The organism is [Ruminococcus] lactaris ATCC 29176 (assembly GCF_025152405.1).
GTDB classification, from domain to species: Bacteria; Bacillota; Clostridia; order Lachnospirales; family Lachnospiraceae; genus Mediterraneibacter; species Mediterraneibacter lactaris.
Window position 1 is genome coordinate 832,484 of sequence record NZ_CP102292.1, and the last position, 22,131, is coordinate 854,614.

Genomic DNA, 22,131 nt, shown 5'->3' on the forward strand with positions numbered 1-22,131 from the left:
AATGTTTGCACAAATCAACGAACTCATCAAAGTAATTGATGATGCCGTGTGGGGTCTGCCATTGATCTGCCTCATCATGGTAACAGGTATCTTATTAACAGTCAGGCTTGGCGGAGTTCAGGTCCGGCATCTCGGAAAAGCTTTCAAATTTATGTTTCAGGATGAAGAAGACGGACATGGAGAAGTGACCAGTTTTGGAGCACTTTGTACTGCATTGTCTGCGACCATCGGAACGGGAAATATCGCAGGTGTTGCGACTGCGATCGCAGCAGGTGGCCCGGGAGCATTATTCTGGATGGTTGTTGCCGCATTTTTCGGAATGGCGACAAAGTATTCAGAAGGTCTTCTTGCAATCAAATACCGCACGATCGATCAAGACGGTCATGTTCTGGGTGGACCTTTCTATTATATTGAAAATGGAATGGGAAAGAAATGGAAATGGCTTGCCAAGATCTTTGCATTTTTCGGAGCAGGTGTAGGTCTGTTCGGAATCGGAACATTTACCCAGGTGAACAGTATTGCATCAGCGGTAAAGAATTTCTTTGATCCGGATATGGCACATACGGTAACTGTATTGGGAAATGATTATTCCATCGCAACTGTGATCGCAGGAATCCTGCTGACAGTTTTTGTAGGACTGGTTGTTATTGGTGGTATTAAGAGAATTTCAAAAGTTTCGGAAGTTGTAGTACCGTTTATGGCGGTTTTATATGTGGTACTCTGTCTGATTATTGTATTTACAAATATCAAGGCAGTGCCGGGAGCATTTGCTGAAATTATCAGCAGTGCATTTAACGGAAGTGCGTTGGCAGGCGGAGTTATGGGAAGTATGATCGTAGCCATGCAGAAAGGTGTGGCAAGAGGAATCTTTTCCAATGAATCCGGTCTTGGTAGTGCCCCGATCGCAGCCGCAGCAGCAAGAACAAAAGATCCGGTTCGTCAGGGACTCGTTTCAATGACGGGAACATTTATTGATACGATTGTAATCTGTACGATGACAGGACTTTCTATCGTAATCGCAGGATCATGGCTTGATCCAAAGCTGGAAGGTGTTGCAATTACAATGGATGCATTCCAGAAGGGACTGCCGTTCCCGGGATTCATTGCTACTTTTTCACTGATGTTATGTCTGGTATTCTTTGCATTTACAACGATCCTCGGATGGGATTATTATGGAGAGCGGTGTGTGGAATATCTGTTCAACCGCAATAAAGCAGTGGTAAAAGGATACCGCTGGCTGTATATTCTGGCAGTATTTATCGGACCATATATGACAGTTGCTGCAGTATGGAATATCGCAGATATCTTTAATGCATTGATGGCATTTCCGAACCTGATCGCATTGCTTGCATTAAGTGGTGTGGTTGTAAAGGAAACGAAAGAATTTCATGCAAAGCATAAAGGATCTTATTAATGATCAGAGTCTTAAATAGACATACAGTCTGAATTATCAGACAGTTTAAAAAATAATGAGATATACCCCCTGAGCAATTTTAAGAAGAATGCAGTCTGACCCGTTGAAAAGACGGGGACAGGCTGCTTTTTTTGTAAAATATGAAAAAATGGTTGACTTTTAAGAAGACTGATAATTATCATGGGAAACAGAGGATATTCCGAAAATACACTATCGTGTGTTTTTCCCATTGCATTATACTATATTTTGTATTAGAATAGATTTCAGACAATATCTTGAAAGTGAGGAGACTGGTGGGATGAAGATTATCAAAAGGAACGGGTCAGAGGAAGTATTCGATATAAATAAGATCATTAAGGCTGTAAAAAAGGCAGATATAAATTCGGAAGAGAGAAGCTTAAGTGATGGTCAGATCGAGGATATTGCCGAGTATGTTGAATTTAAATGCAATAAGCTGAACCGTGCAGTATCGGTAGAAGAGATCCAGGATATGGTAGAGAACCAGATCATGGCGACAGGAGCTTTTGAACTGGCAAAGAGCTATGTCAGATACCGTTATAAGAGATCTCTTGTCCGTAAAGCCAATACGACGGATAACAGGATCCTTTCTTTGATCGAGTATAATAATGAGGATGTAAAGCAGGAAAATTCCAATAAGAACCCTGCAGTGAACAGTGTGCAGAGGGATTATATGGCAGGTGAGGTGAGCCGTGACCTGACAACCAGGATGCTGTTGCCGGAGGATATCGTGGAAGCCGACAGACAGGGAATCATCCATTTCCATGATTCAGACTACTATGCACAGCATATGCATAACTGTGATCTGGTCAATCTGGAAGATATGCTTCAGAACGGAACTGTGATCAGCGGAACGATGATCGAGAAGCCGCACAGTTTCTCTACAGCATGTAATATCGCGACGCAGATCATTGCACAGGTTGCAAGTAATCAGTATGGTGGACAGAGCATTTCCCTGGCACATCTTGCTCCGTTTGTCCAGGTATCGAGGAATAAGATCCGGACAGAAGTGCTGGAAGAGATGAAGCTGGTCGGAACAGAGTACCCGGATGATATTCTGAATGAGATCGTGGAGAGACGTCTGAAAAAAGAGATCACGAAGGGAGTTCAGACGATTGAGTATCAGGTCATCACTCTGATGACGACGAACGGACAGGCTCCGTTCCTGACAGTCTTTATGTATCTGAATGAGGCAAAGAGTGAGTCAGAAAAGCGGGATCTTGCGATGATCATAGAAGAGACTCTGCGTCAGCGTTATCAGGGGGTTAAGAATGAGGCAGGAGTGTGGGTAACTCCGGCATTCCCGAAGCTGATCTATGTACTTGAAGATGATAATATCGAAGAAGGAAGTGAATATTTCTATCTGACAGAGCTGGCTGCAAAGTGTACTGCAAAGCGTCTTGTACCGGATTATATTTCTGAGAAGAAGATGAAAGAATTAAAAGAAGGCAATTGTTTCCCGGTTATGGGATGCCGGAGCTGCTTAAGTCCGTGGAAGGATGAGAATGGAAACTATCAGTTCTACGGCAGGTTTAATCAGGGCGTTGTAACGATCAACCTGGTGGATGTAGCACTTTCTTCCGGAGGCGATATGAATAAATTCTGGAAGATCTTTGATGAGCGGCTGGAGCTGTGCTATCGTGCGTTGATGTGCAGACATAACCGTCTGAAGGGAACGCTTTCCGATGCAGCCCCGATCCTGTGGCAGTTTGGAGCTTTGGCCCGTCTGAAAAAAGGTGAGCCGATCGACAAGCTTTTGTATGGTGGATATTCAACAATTTCGCTTGGATATGCAGGGCTTTATGAGTGCGTGAAGTATATGACAGGAAAGTCTCATACAGATCCTGAGGCAACTCCTTTTGCACTGGATGTCATGAAGCATATGAATGAAGCTTGTAATAAATGGAAAGAGGAGACGAACATTGCATTCAGTATTTACGGATCTCCGATTGAAAGTACGACCTACAAGTTTGCAAAATGTCTTCAGAAGAGATTTGGAGTGATTCCGGGAATTACGGACAAGAGTTATATTACGAACAGTTATCATGTATTTGTCGGAGAAGAGATCGACGCTTTTGCAAAACTGAAGTTTGAATCCCAGTTCCAGGCTCTTTCAACAGGCGGAGCAATCAGTTATGTGGAAGTACCGGATATGAAAGATAATATTCCGGCTGTGCTTCAGGTAATCCGGTTTATTTATGAGAATATCATGTATGCAGAATTGAATACGAAGAGTGATTATTGTCAGGAGTGTGGATTTGATGGAGAGATCCAGGTTGTGACAGACGAGGAAGGAAAGCTCGTGTGGGAATGTCCTCATTGTGGCAACCGGAACCAGGATACGCTGAATGTTGCAAGACGTACCTGCGGATATATCGGAACTCAGTTCTGGAATCAGGGAAGAACCCAGGAAATCAAGGAGCGAGTTCTTCATCTGTAGAAGCAGGATAAAAGTATTGAGGTTGAACAAGGGAGATGTCCGGGTCTGTGCAGACAGATCCGGACATTTTCTCGTATAAAAGGCAGGAAAGAACATGAGGTATGGAGAAATAAAGAAGTGCGATATAGCCAATGGAGAAGGTGTCAGGGTTTCTCTTTTTGTTTCAGGCTGTACGCATCATTGTAAAGGCTGCTTCAATGAGGCAACGTGGGATTTTGATTATGGGAAAGAATTTACTCAGGAGACAGAGGAGGAGATCCTGAAGGCACTTGAACCGGAGTATGTGAACGGACTGTCAGTGCTGGGAGGAGAGCCATTTGAACCGCAGAATCAGAGAGTGCTTGTTCCGTTTCTGAAAAAGGTGAAAGAACGTTACCCCGGGAAGACAATCTGGTGCTATACGGGATATCTTTTTGACCGGGAACTCTGCAAAAAAAGCAGGGCAAGGTGCGAAGTGACGGATGAGATGCTGGCACTGCTGGATGTTCTTGTAGACGGACGTTTTGTGGAAGAAAAAAAGAATATCATGCTGTTGTTCCGTGGCTCATCCAACCAACGTCTGATTGATGTAAAAAAAAGTCTGGAACAGGGAAGTGTTGCAGAGTGGAACCCAACGATAAAAAGAGGAATTGACTGAAAAATAGAAGAAAAGTAAAAAAATAAAAGAAGGATAAAAGAAAGGCAGAAAGATGATATTAAAGAGAGCAAATGCATGGATTGAAAAATGGATCGCTTTTGTGACGCCAACTTGTCTTCTTCTGGGCGTTCTTTTCCCGGAGATTGCCGGCAGGGGTGTTGCCTATGTGCCGGTTGTCTTTGCATTTATGACATTTACGGGAGCGTTGAAATCTTCTTTTAAGGATATCGGGGCAGTCCTGAGAAAGCCGCTGCCGCTTCTGCTGATCCTGGCAGTTCTGCATGTGGTCATGCCGTGTGCCGCATGGAGCGTAGGAGAGATGTTCTTTGCAGGAAATCGGGAGCTGATCACAGGAATGGTTCTTGAATTTTCTGTACCGGCTGCCGTGGTTGGAATGATGTGGGTGTCAATCTATAAAGGGGACAGTTCCATTACGCTCTCTCTGTTGGTAATTGATACGGTCCTTGCACCATTGATCATTCCGCTGACGTTAAAGATTCTTGTAGGTGCCAGGGTAAAGATGAATCCGGAAGAAATGATGAAAGATCTGGTCTTTATGATCGCACTGCCGGCACTTCTGGCAATGTGCTTAAACCAGTTCAGTTGTGGAAAAGTGAAAGAAAAATGGCCGGGAAAGCTGGCATTCTGGTCAAAGCTGTGCCTGATATACTGTGTGATCTGTAATTCATCGAAAGTAGCACCTTATGTAAGACATATGAACCTGCAGAGAGTATTTGTGGCAGTCTGTATCATGATCCTTGCAGCGGCAGGATATGCCATCGGATGGGGAATCTCTGTTCTGTTAAAGCAGGATGAGAAAACCCGGATTTCTATGATCTATGGATCAGGAATGAGAAATATCAGTGCGGGGGCGGTGATCGCAGCAGCTTATTTTCCCGGAGAAGTAATGTTTCCGGTAATGATCGGTACATTATTTCAGCAGGTACTGGCGGCGTGTTATGGAAGTCTGATCAAGAGGCTCAGGAATAGAGAGAAAGGTTGCAAAAAATAAGACTTGACTTATTTTAACATACTACATATAATAAATCATGTTGAGGTGAAAGCCTCCAATTTTGGCTAACTTTGATACCTATGGATTGTTCGGTGCTACGCACTCCCATAATCCATCCCACTATTCGCATATCTCAGGATTACAATTCCATTTTATGCTCAGATTGGGACGGGTTCAAAGGTCTTTTATCCACTTATGAGCAGGCTCATATGGATTCATACCTTTTCACCCTAGTATCAGTATATTGCAAAAGCGAAGAAGAGGACTAGTAGGAAGATCCGTCTGATTTCAGAGAGCTGCCGGGTGGTGAGAGGCAGTATCATGGATTCTGAACTGACCTTGGAGTTCTTCTGCTGAACCGGGATGATCCAGGACAGGCAGAAGCGGGAGTTCCCGTTACAGAATCTGATGAGTGCATCTGCCGGATGGCGGATGAATAAGAGTGGTACCACGGAACTAAAGCCTTTTCGTCTCTTGATTTTGTGAGAAGAAAAGGCTTTCTTTATACCAAAGTATGCAGGAGAAACTGCCGGTGGCAGGTTGTCTGTATGTAATAATGAAAGAGAGGAAGAAGTACATGGGTACAAAGATTGTATACAACCATAAATCGATTGAAAAAAAATGGCGTGAAAAGTGGGAAGAGAAGCCGGTAAATCCAAGAGTGGATGAGAATGGCAATAAAAAGCAGAAATATTACTGCCTGGATATGTTTCCGTATCCGTCAGGAAATGGTCTGCATGTAGGACATTGGAGAGGGTATGTTATTTCTGATGTGTGGAGTCGTTATAAATTGCAGCAGGGTTACTACATCGTTCATCCGATGGGATGGGATGCATTCGGACTTCCTGCAGAGAACTATGCAATCAAAATGGGAGTTCACCCGGCTAAGTCTACAGCGGCCAATGTTGCCAATATCAAGAGACAGATCAATGATATTGCAGCACTGTATGACTGGGATATGGAAGTAAATACAACAGATCCTGAATTTTATAAATGGACACAGTGGATCTTTGTAAAGATGTTCAAAGAGGGTCTGGCATATGAAAAGGAATTTCCGATCAACTGGTGTCCTTCCTGTAAGACAGGACTTGCAAATGAAGAGGTTGTCAATGGTAAATGCGAGCGTTGTGGTGCAGAGGTTACAAAGAAGAACCTTCGTCAGTGGATGCTCCGTATTACCAAGTATGCAGACCGTCTGTTGAATGACCTTGACAAGCTTGACTGGCCGGAGAAGGTTAAGAAGATGCAGGCTGACTGGATTGGTAAATCCTACGGTGCAGAGGTAGATTTCCCGGTAGAGGGAAGAGATGAGAAGATCACGGTTTATACAACAAGACCGGACACACTGCATGGAGCAACTTTTATGGTACTTGCACCGGAGCATGAACTTGCAGCTTCCCTTGCAACACCGGAGACAAAAGAAGCAGTAGAGAAATATATTTATGATGCTTCTATGAAGTCTAATGTTGACCGTATGCAGGATAAAGAAAAGACAGGTGTCTTCACCGGAAGTTATGCGATCAACCCGTTAAATGGTAAAAAGACTCCGATCTGGCTGTCTGATTATGTACTGGCAGATTATGGTACAGGAGCGATCATGTGTGTACCGGCACATGATGACCGTGACTTTGAGTTCGCAACAAAGTTCAATATCCCGATCATCCAGGTTATTGCAAAAGACGGTAAAGAGATCGAGAATATGACAGAAGCTTATACAGAGGCTGCAGGAACCATGATCAATTCCGGTGACTGGAATGGTATGGAATCTTCTGTCCTGAAGAAAGAAGCCCCACATATTATTGAAAAAATGGGAATTGGACGTGCAACAGTCAACTACAAACTGCGTGACTGGGTATTCTCCCGTCAGCGTTACTGGGGTGAGCCGATCCCGATCGTTCACTGCCCGAAGTGTGGAAATGTTCCGGTACCGGAAGAAGAACTTCCGCTTCGTCTGCCGGAGGTAGAATCTTATGAGCCGACAGGAACAGGTGAGTCACCGCTTGCTGCAATTGACGAGTGGGTAAACTGCAAGTGTCCGGTATGTGGAAGTGATGCAAAGAGAGAGACAAATACCATGCCGCAGTGGGCAGGATCATCCTGGTATTTCCTGCGTTATGTAGACAACCATAATTCAGAGGCACTGGTTTCCAAAGAGAAAGCAGACGAGATGCTTCCGGTTGATATGTATATCGGTGGTGTAGAGCATGCAGTACTTCATCTTCTGTACTCAAGATTCTACACGAAATTCCTGTACGATATCGGTGCGATTGATTTTGATGAGCCGTTCCACAAGTTGTTCAATCAGGGAATGATCACCGGAAAGAACGGAATCAAGATGAGTAAATCCAAGGGAAATGTCGTATCACCGGATGATCTTGTACGTGATTACGGATGCGATTCCCTGAGAATGTATGAACTCTTTGTAGGACCACCGGAGCTGGATGCTGAGTGGGATGACCGTGGAATTGACGGTGTAAACCGTTTCCTGAAACGCCTGTGGAATATGTTAATGGAAAGCAAAGAGAAAGACATTCAGCCGACAAAAGAGATGATCAAGCTCCGTCACAGAATGGTATATGATATCACAACAAGACTGGAAAGCTTCAGCCTGAATACAGTTATTTCCGGATTCATGGAGTATAACAACAAGTTCATCGAAGTTGCCAAGAAGGAAGGCGGAATCGATAAAGAGACACTGGAGACGATCGCAGTACTTCTTTCCCCGTTTGCACCGCATTTCGCAGAAGAGATGTGGGAACAGTTAGGTCATGTAGATACTGTATTTAAAGCAGGCTGGCCAAAATACGATGAAAATGAGATGAAAGATGACGAGATCAAGATCCCGGTACAGATCAATGGCAAGACAAAGGCTGTCATTGAGATCCCGGCAGATATCTCCAAGGATGATGCAATCGCAGCAGGTAGAGAAGCGATCGCAGATAAGCTGACAGGAAATGTGATCAAGGAAATCTATGTGCCGAAGAAGATTATTAATATTGTCATGAAGTAGAGTTTTTGCAAATAAAAGAATGAATAATGGTACAGGTAATCTTTTGTTATCTGTACCATTGTTGTTTCTACAGAGAACGAATCGGAAAAGAGATTAAAAATACGGAGAATGGTTCGCCGTATTGTTTCTTTGGGGTCTTTGTTGATATTACGGAACAAAAAGAACATACAGAACTGGAAAAAGCAAGGGATGAGGCTCTGAGAAAGGCAGAAAATGCACTGAATGCGATTAATATGATTCCGGAATGAATGCACATATCTCAAAACCGATGGACCTGAATGCAATCAAAAAAATGGTGAGGATGGTGAAAGTATGAAGACGATTTTTTTAATGAGGCATGGAGAAACTTTATTTAATGTTATGGATGTGAATCAGGGACAGTGCGATTCACCGCTGACAGAGAACGGAATCAATCAGGCACTGGCAGCAAAAGAGTGGTTTAAGAATCAGAAAATCCATTTTGATTCTGTATACAGTTCTACAGCGGAGCGTGCATGTGATACAGCATGGCTGGTTTCCGGGATGCCTTATGAAAGAAAAAAAGGATTGAAAGAGATTTTCCTTGGAACAAAAGAAGCCTCACCGAACAGTGAAAATCCGGAATATCCTTATGGAGATTATTTTGTCCAGTTTGGTGGGGAAGATTTGGATGCTTTTACAGACCGTATTTATGGGGCTGTCAGAGAAATTGCAAGGGAAGATACCGGAGAAACAATTCTGATTGTGACGCATGGAATGGCAATGCGACGTTTCCTCAGGGCAGTTGGTTACCGGCAGGAAGGAACAGGCTTTATCGGAAATTGTGGGATTGTGCAACTCCAATATGAAGAAGATACATTTGAGGTCAGAAAAATAATCAATCCTGCAGGAACTGCACAAAATATTAATATTTTAGGAAAGTTCTGTGGGAAAAGAGATGTAGAACGGCTGACCAGTGAACAATTACAAAAAAAGTATGGGATTGCTCAGGCAGATGTTATGGTTCTGTTTGGAGGCAGTATTCTGGCAGGTGGAGATATCCTGGCAGAAGCGATAAAGGAAAAGATAGCAAAGCGATATGTGATCGTAGGTGGTGTCGGTCATACAACGGAAACTCTGCGGCAGAAAGTACAGAATGAATATTCGCAGATCAGGACAGAAAATCTTTCGGAGGCAGAGGTATTCAGCCGATATATCAGCGAGGTTTATGGATGTCAGGCGGATTTTCTGGAGAAAGATTCGACCAACTGTGGGAATAACATTACTTATCTGTTAGAACTTTTGAAAGAAAATAATCTTGCATGTGAGAGTATTATTTTGTGTCAGGATGCAACGATGCAGAATCGTATGGATGCGGGAATGAAAAAATATGCACCGGATATCAAAATTATTAATTTTGCATCCTACCGTGCGGAAGTAGTTCAGAAAGAAGGCAGGTTATCCTATATCAGACCGATCCATGGAATGTGGGACATGGACCGCTATGTTCAGTTGCTGATGGGAGAGATTCCAAGGCTGACGGATGATGAAAATGGATATGGACCGAAAGGAAAAGATTTTATTGCCCATGTGGAAATACCGGAAGAAGTAAAAAAGGCTTTTTCGGAATTGAAAGAAGTGTATGGGGAGAAGACGAGAGAGGCAGATCCGCATTACGCATCGAAATAAAAGAAGGAATAAGAGAAACCGGAAGTATCATGCCAGATCTGTAAGAAGTCTGGCAGGACACTTCCGGTTTTGAGATTCTATTTAGATTACTTTTTCATAGATAGATCTTTGTGGATGCATACCATAGGCCTCATAAGCAGTCACTGCGATCTGATTATGGCTCCATACAGTAGTAAAATCCTGCCAGCTTTTACTTTATAATTCTATATACAGAACTTTTTTTAGTATTATTTTGTTTTACTGCATATACTAAGAAAAATGATCAGGAGGTAGTAAAGTGAGCAGAAAAAGAAGAATGACAACAGAGGAGATTGAAAATCAGAAACGGATCGATGCCTGCGATTATCTGGCCAATGCAGTATCCACTCAGGATTGCACAGGACTGATTCCGTCAGCACCGGTCAGTGACGCAGAACTGGAGTCTTATGAAGAGGTGTATCATTACCAGCCTCCGAAGGTGAAGAAAAAATAAATTTGTATTTGTTGGGGTGATACGCTTGTAAAGAAAAAGACTTCTTTGTGACGAATCGGACGCGGAAATCAGAGATATTCCTTCGCGGTGCAGGCCCGCTTTACCTCAGCCCGTTGACCGTTTGTAACTCGAAAGTGGAAATCTTCGTGCAATGGCACTCGATTTACTTTCTCTAACAAACGCTGCAAAGTGTCTTCGGAACGCTCTACGCTAATGCACCTGCTCAGGAACATCCTGCTTTCCGCTGACCATCTCGATAAGAAGTTTTTTAGCTCCACAGCGTATCCACCCAACAATGCAAATTTCAAAAGGATAGAAAAAGCCGGATGGCTTTTGCCCCCGACATCTTTAATATTTGACTAATCATTCATCTTAGTTGATAGCCATCCGGCTCTTTATTTCTTATTGGAATTTCGTCTTTGTTGGGAGAAAATGTCCCGGTACGAGGAACTCTTTCTGACTTGAAAAGTCTAATATCCGCCCTTGCTGTTGCGTGAGCAGTGCATTGACAAGGAGCGTTCCGAAGACACTTTGCCCAACTTGTTAAGGAACGTAAACAGGAGTGCCTCTGCACGAATGTTTCCACGTTCCTGTTACAAGTTGTCAACGGGCTGAGGTAAAGCGGGTCCTGCACTGCGATGCAACAGCAAGTGTGGATATGGACGTTTTTCTGTCAAAAGACTTTCTGCTCCTGGGATATTTTCTCTTCAACAAATACAAATTTTATACTTATTTCATACAAACTTTAAACTCTTTTAATTGATTTTTTTCTTACACTATCTTATACTCATCTCACATCAAAATCTCAGACAGATTTCATTTTCATTTTCTATGTCTGATGTCCAATAAGTAGAAAATTTCAGGACAATCTTTAAAGAAAAGCCTTTGAAAAAGTCCTTTAAAGATTTATTTCTGAAACCTTACCACGGACGCATCTCATATTTCAAGACCATTTCGGTCAGAGATTTTCATTTTGATGATAACGATTATATTTTTGTTAAGGAGGACTTGCCTATGGGACAAGCAGATGTAAATGTTAATCTTTGGCTTAAGGATACGAAACGGTTCGCAGACCTGTTCAATGCCATTTTATTTCATGGGGAAACCGTGATCCTGCCGGAGAACCTTCACCCCAGCCCGGAGACAACCGCAGTCAGTCTTCAGGACGCTCAGGGGAAAAATGTTGTAAAAAAGCAATACCGTGATATCATCATGAACTGGCAGGATCAGGCTGTGCTGATGCTGCTGGCGGTGGAATCACAGACTGCCATTCATTACGCTGCACCGTTGAAAGTAATGCTCTATGACAGCATGGAATACGCAGAACAGGTGCGGGTCAAATGGAAAGAACGTCCGCCCCGTCTTTCTTCGGCTGAATTTCTTTCCCGGTTTCAAAAGAATGATAAACTCATCCCGGTGATTACTTTGATCTTCTATTATGGGACAGAGGAGTGGGATGGACCTTTGGAACTGCATCAGATGTTCGATCTTGGTACAGAAAAGAACCATGCAGAACTGATGAAAAAGTACCTTCCCAATTATCACATTAACCTCGTCGATGTCAGAAGACTGAAAAATTTAGAATCTTTTCAAAGTGATTTACAAATCATCTTCGGTATGCTACAATGTAGTCAGGATAAATACGCATTGCGTACATATGTGGCAAATCATAAAGACTATTTCCAAAAGCTGGATCTGGAGACTTATCATGCACTTGGAGCATTCTTAAATTCCCGGCAGCTTATGGAGATAAACGTAGAAAAGAACGAAAGGGAGGAACTGGATATGTGTAAAGCACTGGAAGATATTTATAACGATGGCGTTCAAGCAGGCATGGAGGTTGGAATAGAGCAGGGCAGACAATCAGGGATTGCCGAAGGAGAAACAGCTCTTAAGAAGGATGTCGCCTTTCAAATGCAAAAGCTTGGGTATTCTTTAGATGCGATCGCAGCAGTACTGAGAGAATCGGTTGATGGAATCAGTAGGATACTGGCTGTAGTTGGATAAATTTGTAGTTATTGGGGTGATACGCTTGTAAAGCAAAAGACTTCTTTATGGCGAAGAGGACGCGGAAATCAGAGATATTCCTTCGCGGTGCAGGCCCGCTTTACCTCAGCCCGTTGACCGTTTGTAACTCGAAAGTGGAAATCTTCGTGCAATGGCACTCGATTTACTTTCTCTAACAAACGCTGCAAAGTGTCTTCGGAACGCTCCCTGCTAATGCACCTGCTCAGGAACACCCTGCTTTCCGCTGACCATCTCAATAAGAAGTTTTTAGCTCCACAGCGTATTCACTCAACAATGCAATTTTCAAAAGGATAGAAAAAGCCGGATGGCTATTGACTAAGATATTCGATCGTAAATATTAGACAGTAGATATTGTATTTACTAGATGCCAGGGTCAAAAGGTCTAAGCCCACATGAGCTTGCTCATAGGTGGGTGAAAGACCTTAGGACCCGCCCCGATATGAGCATAAAAGTGGGATGATAATCCCACGATATGCGAATATTGGGTAGGATTGTGGGAGTGCGTAGCACGGAGCAATCCGTAGGCATCAAAGTCGGGGGCTTTTGACCCCGACATCTTTACTATTTGACTAATCATTCATCTTAGTTGATAGCCATTCGGCTCTTTATTTCTTATTGAAATTTCGTGTTTGTTGAGAGAAAATGTCCGGGTGTGAGGAAAGCTTTCTGACTTGAAACGCCCAATATCCACACTTGCTGTTGCGTGAGCAGTGCATTGACAGGGAGCGTTCCGAAGACACTTTGCCCAACTTGTTAAGGAACGTAAACAAGAGTGCCTCTGCACGAGTGTTTCCACGTTCCTGTTACAAGTTGTCAACGGGCTGAGGTAAAGCGGGTTCTGCACTGCGATGCAACAACAAGTGTGGATATGGACGCTCTTCTGTCAAAAAGCCTTCCTGCTACCGAATCATTTTCACCCCAACAACTACAAATTTAGTTCTCTTTCTCCAAATTCTTAAACGCTGTTGACAGCATCAGTTTGATTCTGTTCAACTGGTTTACTTCACTTGCACCCGGATCGAAGTCAATAGCTACGATATTGGACTCCGGATGTCTGCGGCGGAGTTCTTTGATAACGCCCTTGCCGACTACGTGGTTTGGCAGGCAGGCGAATGGCTGCGTACAAACGATATTTCCTGCACCGCTGTGGATCAGCTCCAGCATTTCTCCGGTTAAGAACCAGCCCTCACCGGTCTGATTTCCGAGTGATACGATCTCAGAAGCCATTTTTCCAAGATCTTCAATATGTGCCGGAGGATCAAAGTGCTTACTCTGCTCAAATGCCTTTGAAGCAGGGGAACGGAACCATTCCAGTGCCTTAATGCCAAGATTACCGACCGTTGCTTTTGATTTCTTCATGCCAAGATGTGACACCTTGAAATTCTGATTATAAAAGCAGTAAAGCAGGAAGTCCAGCAGATCAGGAACGACAGCTTCTGCACCTTCGCTTTCAAGCAGTTCGGCAAGATGGTTGTTGGCAGCCGGCAGAAATTTAACGAGAATTTCTCCTACGATTCCGACGCGTGGCTTTTTGATATCCAGCGTTTCAATGGTATCAAAATCATGAATGATCTCGTTGCAGAGTTTTTTGAATTTCCGGCGGGAAGGATAACCTTCCGATACGAATTTCTTCACGACCTCTGCCCATTTCCGGTGAACCTGGTCTGTCGTGCCGGGAACGGCCTCGTATGGACGCATCCGGTAAACGCATTTCATGAAAATATCTCCAAATACAGCAGCATACAATCCACGCAGAGCCAGTGCCGGAGATAGCTTGAAACCAGGATTCTCCTCCAGTCCGCTTAAGTTGATGGAGATGACCGGGATATGTCCCATGCCGGCTTTTTTCAAAGCACGACGAATAAATCCAATATAGTTGGAGGCACGGCATCCGCCACCGGTCTGACTGATGATAACGGCTGTCTGGTTCAGGTCATATTTTCCTGAAAGCAGGGCATCCATGATCTGTCCGACTACGATCAGAGAAGGATAACAGGCATCATTATTTACATATTTCAGTCCCATGTCGACTGCCTGTTTGTTGTCATTCGGAAGTACTTCAATCTTATATCCTGCTGCACGGAATGCAGGCTCAAGAAGTTCAAAGTGAACCGGTGACATCTGTGGGCAGAGGATGGTATAAGTCTTCCGCATTTCTTTTGTAAACGGTACTTTTTCAATAGAAGACGGACGGATCGTTCTCTGTTCCTGCTTTTTCTCACGTACACGGATCGCAGCAAGGAGAGAGCGGACACGGATTCTTGCAGCTCCCAGGTTATTGACTTCATCAATTTTCAGTGTTGTATAAATCTTATCTGAATTGGTCAGGATCTCAGCAACCTGATCTGTCGTTACGGCATCCAGACCACAGCCGAAGGAATTTAGCTGGATCAGATCCAGATTCTCAGTAGTCTTCACATAATTTGCGGCTGCATAAAGTCTGGAATGGTACATCCACTGATCCATGACATTCAGAGGGCGTTCTACCTGATGAAGATGGGAGACGGAGTCCTCTGTCAGTACTGCAATATTGTAGGATGTGATCAGTTCAGGGAGTCCATGGTTGACTTCAGGGTCAATATGATAAGGACGTCCCGCCAAAACGATACCACGGTTGCCGGTCTCATTCAGGAAACGAATCGTCTCCTCTCCTTTCGTTCTCATATCCTGACGGCAGGCTGCAAGCTCCTCCCATGCTTTATGTACAGCAGAACGGATCTCTGTATCAGAAAGAGAAAATTTCTTTCCGAGTTCGTCAATCAGACGGTAAGAGATTGTATCCTCACTTTCAAAGTTCAGGAACGGATGGATAAAATCAACTTCTCCATGCACGATCGGATCCATATTGTTCTTAATATTTTCCGGGTAGGAAGTAACGATCGGGCAGTTATAATGGTTGTCCGAATCAGCAAATTCTTTCCTCTCATAAGGGATGGAAGGATAGAAAATGTGCTTTACTCCCTGGTTGATGAGCCACTGCACATGTCCGTGTGCAAGCTTGGCCGGATAACATTCGGATTCACTCGGGATGGATTCGATTCCAAGTTCGTAAATCTTTCTCGTAGATGCCGGAGAAAGAACGACACGGAATCCCAGTTCAGTGAAAAATGTAAACCAGAACGGATAATTTTCATACATATTCAGAACACGCGGGATACCAATCACTCCGCGGCGGGCATCTGCCTCTTCGAGAGGAGTATAATCAAAGTAACGATGCAGCTTATATTCAAAAAGGTTCGGCATCTGATTCTTTGATTTCTCTTTTCCAAGACCTCTCTCACAGCGGTTTCCGGTGATAAATTTACGGCCGCCGCTGAAATGGTTGATCGTCAGGCGGCAGGTATTGGTACATCCACGACATTTGGTCATGGTTGTAGAATATTCCAGGGAACGGATCTCATCGATGGAGAGCATGGTGGTTCCCTCGCAGTCAGTATAACGTTCTCTTGCGATCAGGGCAGCTCCGAACGCTCCCATGATTCCTGCAATGTCAGGACGGATCGCCTCGCAGTTGGCAATTTTCTCAAAGCTCCTGAGAACCGCATTATTATAGAAAGTACCACCCTGTACAACGATATGCTTACCAAGCTCAGAAGCATCAGAAACTTTGATTACCTTGAATAAAGCATTCTTGATAACAGAGTAGGCAAGTCCGGCAGAAATATCAGCAACAGAGGCTCCTTCTTTCTGAGCCTGCTTTACTTTGGAATTCATAAATACAGTACAGCGTGTACCGAGGTCGATCGGATTCTGGGCATACAGTGCCTCCTGAGCAAAATCTTCCACAGAGTAGTTCAGGGATTTGGCGAAAGTTTCAATGAAAGAACCGCAGCCGGAAGAGCAGGCCTCGTTGAGCTGGACACTGTCTACAGTCTGGTTCTTGATCTTGATACATTTCATGTCCTGTCCACCGATGTCAAGGATACAATCTACATCCGGTTCAAAGAAAGAAGCTGCATAATAATGGGATACTGTTTCCACCTCTCCTTCATCCAGCATCAGTGCGGATTTGATCAGTGCCTCACCGTAACCGGTAGAGCAGGAGTGGACAATCTCCACACCTTCCGGCAACTGGTCATAAATATCCTTGATGGCAGAAATGGTTGTGCCAAGCGGATCTCCTTCATTATTATGATAAAAAGAATACAAAAGAGTACCGTCTTCTCCGACCAGGGCAGCTTTTGTGGTGGTAGAACCTGCATCGATTCCAAGGAATGCCTTTCCTCTGTAGGTTGCAAGATCTTTTACCGGAACCTGATGCTGTGCATGGCGTGCGGAAAATTCTTCATAGTCTTTCGTGGTTGCAAAGAGAGGATCAAGACGTTCCACTTCAAATTCCATCTTGATCTTTCCTTCAAGACGCTTCTGCATTTCAAGAAGAGCCATCGGAGTATCCTTTTTGGAATTGAGAGCAGAACCGATCGCAGCAAATAAATGAGAATGGTTCGGTGCAATAATATGCTCGTCATCCAGTTTCAGTGTACGGATGAAAGCTTCTTTCAGTTCTGAAAGGAAATGAAGCGGTCCGCCCAGGAAAGCGACATGTCCACGGATCGGTTTCCCGCAGGCAAGTCCGCTGATCGTCTGGTTGACAACCGCCTGGAAAATGGATGCAGCAAGGTCTTCTCTGGCAGCACCATCGTTGATCAGCGGCTGGATATCTGTCTTTGCAAATACACCACAGCGTGCAGCAATCGAATAAAGAGCCTTATAATTTTTAGCATATTCATTCAGACCGGATGCATCGGTCTGGAGGAGAGATGCCATCTGGTCGATAAAGGAACCTGTACCACCGGCACAGACACCATTCATACGCTGCTCGACATTTCCGCCTTCAAAATAGATGATCTTGGCATCCTCGCCGCCAAGCTCGATCGCAACATCAGTCTGTGGAGCGTAATCCTGCAGAGCTGTAGATACAGCAATGACCTCCTGCACAAAAGGTACGCCAAGATGTTTGGCAAGTGTCAGTCCGCCACTTCCTGTGATAACAGGAGAGACCTGAATCGGTCCGAGTTTGTAAATGGCACGTCCGAGAAGATCTGACAGAGTTTCCTGAATATTGGCAAAGTGACGCTCATAATCAGAGAAAAGCACTTCGTTCTCGTTGTCCAGAATGGCAATCTTAACGGTCGTGGAACCAATATCGATTCCCAAAGTATAGAGTTCTTTTGAATTCATGTTACTATCCCCAATCTTTCGTAATGGTCTATGATATATGTATGAGTTACTTCTTATTAAATGCGTTTACAGATTCGCAATACATAACATTATACGACATCCGAAGGGAAAAGACAATTGTAATTGTTGTTCATGATTCTGAAATATTCATAAAGAACTTGTTAAATCTTAAGGAAAATAATAACATTGGTTTGACAAAATAAAGCCCGGACGGTACAATGACTGATGTATGGTAGAAGAACAATTTTGGTAAAAAAAGGAGTTAATGTATTGAACTGGCTTGACAAATTAGAAAGAAAATTCGGACGTTATGCGATTCCAAACCTGACGGTTTATCTGTTGGCAGGATATGTCATCGGGTTTGCGGTTTATTATCTTGCACCGAATCTGCTTAGATATCTTACACTAGAACCGTATTATATCCTGCACGGGCAGATCTGGAGGATTATTTCATGGGTACTGATTCCACCGACGGGAAGTCTCTTTTCGCTTTTCTTTTTAGTACTTTTGTACTATTCACTGGGGACAGCCCTGGAGCGGACATGGGGGACATTCCGGTATAATGTCTATATTTTTTCCGGTATTTTCTTTACTGTGATCGCTGTATTTATTTTATACGGAGTATTTTATCTTATTTATGGAGTTGCACTTCCGATGTCCAGCATCGGACTGATCAGCACGAATTATATTACGATGTCGATCTTCCTGGCATTCGCTTCAATTTATCCTGATATGGAAGTGATGCTTTACTTTATTCTGCCGATTAAGATGAAGTGGATGGCACTTGTCTATGCAGCAATGGCACTGTATTATTTCTTCACAGGAAGCCTTGCAGTAAAAGTTGCGATCGGAGCTTCTTTACTTAATTTTGTGATCTTTTTCTGCTCCAGCAGAAATATAAAAAGATTTGGACCGAAGGAACAGGCACGTAAGGCAAAGTTCCGGCAGCAGTCCAGACCGCATATGACTTATTCTAATGGGGCAAGACACCGTTGTGCAGTATGTGGAAGGACAGAACTGGATGATCCGAACCTTGAGTTCCGGTTCTGCTCCAAGTGTAATGGAAATTATGAATATTGTCAGGATCATCTTTTTACGCATGAGCATGTAAAGTAAGAAACCGACAGAAGAGATGGAGCTGAAATCTGAGCTGTTGTCAGAACCGGCTCCATGAAGATGATACAGAATCTGATACAAATAAAAGAGTAATTTAATTATGAAAAGGAGAGAGAGTTTCTATGAAAAAGACGAAAGTAGTATGTACGATGGGACCCAATACGAATGATAAAGAACTGATGAGAAAGCTGATCCGGAATGGAATGGATGTGGCACGTTTCAATTTTTCCCACGGAGATCATGCAGAGCAGAAAAGCCGTATGGATCTTCTGAAGGAGCTTCGTGAGGAGGAGCATTCTAATGTTGCGATCCTGCTGGATACCAAAGGACCGGAGATCCGTACCGGACTGCTGAAGGACGGAAAGAAGATCATGCTGGAGGCCGGAAAGAAATTTACGCTTACGACAGAAGAGGTGGCAGGAGATGAGAATATCGTATCTATTTCTTATCCGGGACTGATCAATGATGTGAGCAGGGGAAAGACAATCCTGATCGATGACGGACTGATCGGACTGAAAGTAGTCGAGAAGAAAGAAAAAGAACTGATCTGTGAGATTATCAACGGTGGAGAGCTTGGTGAGAGAAAAGGTGTGAATGTGCCGAATGTACCGATCCGTCTTCCGGCGATCACAGAGAAGGATAAAGAAGATATCAAGTTTGGTGCAGAGCAGGGAATTGATTTTATCGCAGCATCCTTTGTGAGAAATGCAGAGTGTATCCTGGAGATCAGGGCTTATCTGAAGTCTCTCGGAGCACCGTTCATTCCGATCATTGCAAAAGTTGAAAATTCAGAGGGAATTGACAATATTGATGAAATTATCCGTGCAGCAGACGGTGTTATGGTTGCCCGTGGAGATCTCGGTGTGGAGATTCCGGCAGAGGAAGTTCCATATTTGCAGAAGATGATCATTCAGAAGTGTAACAGTCACTTTAAGACAGTTATTACAGCAACCCAGATGCTGGATTCCATGATGCGGAATCCACGTCCTACAAGAGCCGAGGTAACAGACGTTGCCAATGCTGTTTATGACGGAACAGATGCAGTGATGCTTTCCGGTGAGACTGCACAGGGCAAGTACCCGGTGGAGGCACTTCAGATGATGGTTCATATCATTGAAAATACAGAGCAGCACTTAGATTATGAGGAGATGCTTGAGAAGGAGTATGGTCATTTAAAGAGCGGTGTATCCAGTGCCATTGGATATTCCTCCGTACTTGCTGCTGCAAATCTGAATGCAAAGTGTATTCTGACGCCAACTGTTTCGGGTGCAACTGCAAGGGTGGTTTCCAATTTAAGACCGAGACAGGAGATTCTTGGAATCACACCGAACGAAAGAACTTTAAGAAGAATGTCCATATACTGGGGAGTCAGACCGCTGAAGTCTCTGGAGCATGACAATACGGAGGATATCTGCGAGAATGCTATGGAGCTTGCAAAAGTAAAGAAGTATGTAGAGCAGGGGGATGTAGTTGTCCTGACGGCAGGAATCCCTTCTCCGAATGTAGGAAAAGAAAGAAGTTATACAAGCAATATGATGCGAATTGCTACGATCGACTGATCTCGGGAAGACAATGATAGAATGAAACCCTTACAGTTCTTCAATAAAAAGAAGAGCTGTAAGGGTTTTTGTCTGCTATATAGGTTCTTAGTTCCCCTGTGCCGGATATTCTACAAGATCCAGCACAGAGTTATGGATCAGATAATCATAAACTTCAGCCAGTTCTTTTGGTTCATAAGCGACATCATGAGTTATGGTGTATTTGATAGAATCAGCCAGCCCGAAGGTATAAAATCTTGCAAGACTCTCTTTGGTCAGAATCTTCAGACGGGAAGGAGCTTTCAAAGGATATTTGTTGAACAGGAAAAAGATCAGTTCATAAATAAACTGGAACATCTGCTCTTCAAAAGAATTTGGACCTTCGATCAGGTACAGCTTTTTATAAAATGCCCGGTCTTTAGAAAGACAGGAACAGAGAAGCAGAAAAATATCATTTTCCAGTTGATTTTCAATGAGTACGTCAATTTTTTCCCTGATCTCTTTTTGGAGAATATATTCAAGAATCCCGTATTTATCCTGAAAATGCTTATAAAAAGTAGGACGTATGACACCGGCACCGTCAGTGATCATTTTGATCGTTATCTTATCAAATGGAGTCTTAAGGATCAGTTCTCTGAAAGATAGAGTCAGCAAATCTTTGGTAAGTTCTTTTTTATCTTCCATATGTCATCCCATTCCTTTCCGTAAGTCTGCTTTGCAGATTATACCATAAAACTTAAAAGGAAGAAAGTTCAAAGGATACAAAACTTCAAAAATGTAGCCTGTCCAATACAAATCTCAAAAAATGTCTGATCAGAGATACAGTTTAAAAAAGCTGATTCTTAATGAAATAAAAAAAATAGAGTAGAATAACTGGAAAAGGAGGAAATTTCAAAAGGCATAGCTGAAAGGAGAAGATTATGTCATGGATTGAAATTATTTTGATCGGTGCAGGTCTTTCGCTGGATGTTTTTGCATATGCATTATGCAGAGGTGCTGTAGTTGGTGAAGTTGACAAAAAAAGTCTGGTGATTCTGGGAGGCGGGTTCACGCTCTGGAATCTGATCAGCCTGACGGCTGGAAATTTTGTGGCAAAGATACCGGTTGTTTCAAAAAATGTAGAGTATGCGGCCAATGACTGGAAATATATATCGGTTGCGATTTTTCTTGGACTGGGCATTTATCTCATCATCAAAGCGGCAAGAGGAAAAGAAATAGAAGAGCGAAAGGCAGAAAGACTGGAATCGAGGCAGTTTGCAATGTGGATGGCAATTACCAGCCTTGATGTATTTATAGCAGGAATTGGATTTGGATTCCTGGATACAGTTTTTTTTAAGACGTTTATAGTGATCCTTCTGATCACTCCGGTCAGTGTGATTGCCGGACTATATGCCGGATGGTGGGCAGGGTGTCAGGCAAGAAAGAAAATTGTGGCAGTTGGTGGCTGTCTGCTTCTGATCGGAGGAATTGAACTTCTGATCCGGCTGACGTAAGAGGCAGGAAGGACAACTATAAGAAATCAGGATACTATAAGAAAGCTGGTATATGCTGATAAAATAGAAGGTTAAATTGAGGAAAAAAAGACGAAAGAAAGGACCGGGAACTTCCGGAGAAAAGG

Annotated in this window: 14 protein-coding genes and 1 other annotated feature; of the genes, 12 read left to right on the plus strand and 2 right to left on the minus strand. The window is 43.5% G+C overall.

All coding sequences use genetic code 11. The annotated features are described in order from the left end of the window. The first annotated feature begins 1 nt into the window (after position 1). The 9 genes from NQ541_RS03865 to NQ541_RS03910 all read left to right on the plus strand — a co-directional run bounded on the left by NQ541_RS03865 (position 2) and on the right by NQ541_RS03910 (position 12,657). Positions 2-1,414 (plus strand): alanine/glycine:cation symporter family protein, encoded by a 1,413-nt coding sequence (locus tag NQ541_RS03865; protein ID WP_005610585.1) that lies wholly within the window; start codon positions 2-4, stop codon positions 1,412-1,414. 298 nt (positions 1,415-1,712) lie between these two features. Further along, a complete protein-coding gene (gene nrdD / locus NQ541_RS03870; protein WP_023922193.1) occupies positions 1,713-3,872 on the plus strand; it encodes an anaerobic ribonucleoside-triphosphate reductase in 2,160 nt (719 codons plus the stop codon). A 94-nt stretch (positions 3,873-3,966) separates the two neighbouring features. After that, on the plus strand, positions 3,967-4,509 hold the full coding sequence (gene nrdG / locus NQ541_RS03875) for an anaerobic ribonucleoside-triphosphate reductase activating protein (RefSeq protein WP_005610588.1): 543 nt from the start codon (positions 3,967-3,969) through the stop codon (positions 4,507-4,509). A gap of 52 nt (positions 4,510-4,561) precedes the next feature. Then, a complete protein-coding gene (locus NQ541_RS03880; RefSeq protein WP_005610589.1) occupies positions 4,562-5,521 on the plus strand; it encodes a bile acid:sodium symporter family protein in 960 nt (319 codons plus the stop codon). 246 nt (positions 5,522-5,767) lie between these two features. Beyond that, positions 5,768-5,999, plus strand: a binding site (T-box leader). Between the two features lie 99 nt (positions 6,000-6,098). Continuing rightward, a complete protein-coding gene (gene leuS, locus NQ541_RS03885; protein WP_044940554.1) occupies positions 6,099-8,531 on the plus strand; it encodes a leucine--tRNA ligase in 2,433 nt (810 codons plus the stop codon). 26 nt (positions 8,532-8,557) lie between these two features. Continuing rightward, positions 8,558-8,779, plus strand: coding sequence for a hypothetical protein (locus NQ541_RS03890; RefSeq protein ID WP_005610592.1), 222 nt, complete (start codon positions 8,558-8,560; stop codon positions 8,777-8,779). A 64-nt stretch (positions 8,780-8,843) separates the two neighbouring features. Beyond that, a complete protein-coding gene (locus tag NQ541_RS12920; RefSeq protein ID WP_005610593.1) occupies positions 8,844-10,178 on the plus strand; it encodes a histidine phosphatase family protein in 1,335 nt (444 codons plus the stop codon). 277 nt (positions 10,179-10,455) lie between these two features. Beyond that, positions 10,456-10,650, plus strand: a complete 195-nt coding sequence (locus NQ541_RS03905; protein WP_044940544.1) for a hypothetical protein — start codon at positions 10,456-10,458, stop codon at positions 10,648-10,650. 1,014 nt (positions 10,651-11,664) lie between these two features. Further along, a complete protein-coding gene (locus tag NQ541_RS03910; protein WP_259936506.1) occupies positions 11,665-12,657 on the plus strand; it encodes an Rpn family recombination-promoting nuclease/putative transposase in 993 nt (330 codons plus the stop codon). 954 nt (positions 12,658-13,611) lie between these two features. On the opposite strand, the gene NQ541_RS03915 is transcribed toward NQ541_RS03910, so the two are convergent. After that, on the minus strand, positions 13,612-17,859 hold the full coding sequence (locus tag NQ541_RS03915; protein WP_005610232.1) for a 2-hydroxyacyl-CoA dehydratase: 4,248 nt from the start codon (positions 17,857-17,859) through the stop codon (positions 13,612-13,614). 270 nt (positions 17,860-18,129) lie between these two features. On the opposite strand from NQ541_RS03915, the gene NQ541_RS03920 reads away from it, so the two are divergent. After that, positions 18,130-18,975, plus strand: coding sequence for a rhomboid family intramembrane serine protease (locus NQ541_RS03920; RefSeq protein ID WP_023922202.1), 846 nt, complete (start codon positions 18,130-18,132; stop codon positions 18,973-18,975). 122 nt (positions 18,976-19,097) lie between these two features. Next, positions 19,098-20,534, plus strand: coding sequence for a pyruvate kinase (gene pyk, locus NQ541_RS03925; RefSeq protein WP_005610234.1), 1,437 nt, complete (start codon positions 19,098-19,100; stop codon positions 20,532-20,534). Between the two features lie 87 nt (positions 20,535-20,621). On the opposite strand, the gene NQ541_RS03930 is transcribed toward pyk, so the two are convergent. After that, on the minus strand, positions 20,622-21,197 hold the full coding sequence (locus tag NQ541_RS03930; protein WP_005610235.1) for a TetR/AcrR family transcriptional regulator C-terminal domain-containing protein: 576 nt from the start codon (positions 21,195-21,197) through the stop codon (positions 20,622-20,624). A 236-nt stretch (positions 21,198-21,433) separates the two neighbouring features. On the opposite strand from NQ541_RS03930, the gene NQ541_RS03935 reads away from it, so the two are divergent. Next, a complete protein-coding gene (locus NQ541_RS03935) occupies positions 21,434-22,006 on the plus strand; it encodes a manganese efflux pump MntP (protein WP_005610236.1) in 573 nt (190 codons plus the stop codon). Positions 22,007-22,131: the final 125 nt, after the last annotated feature.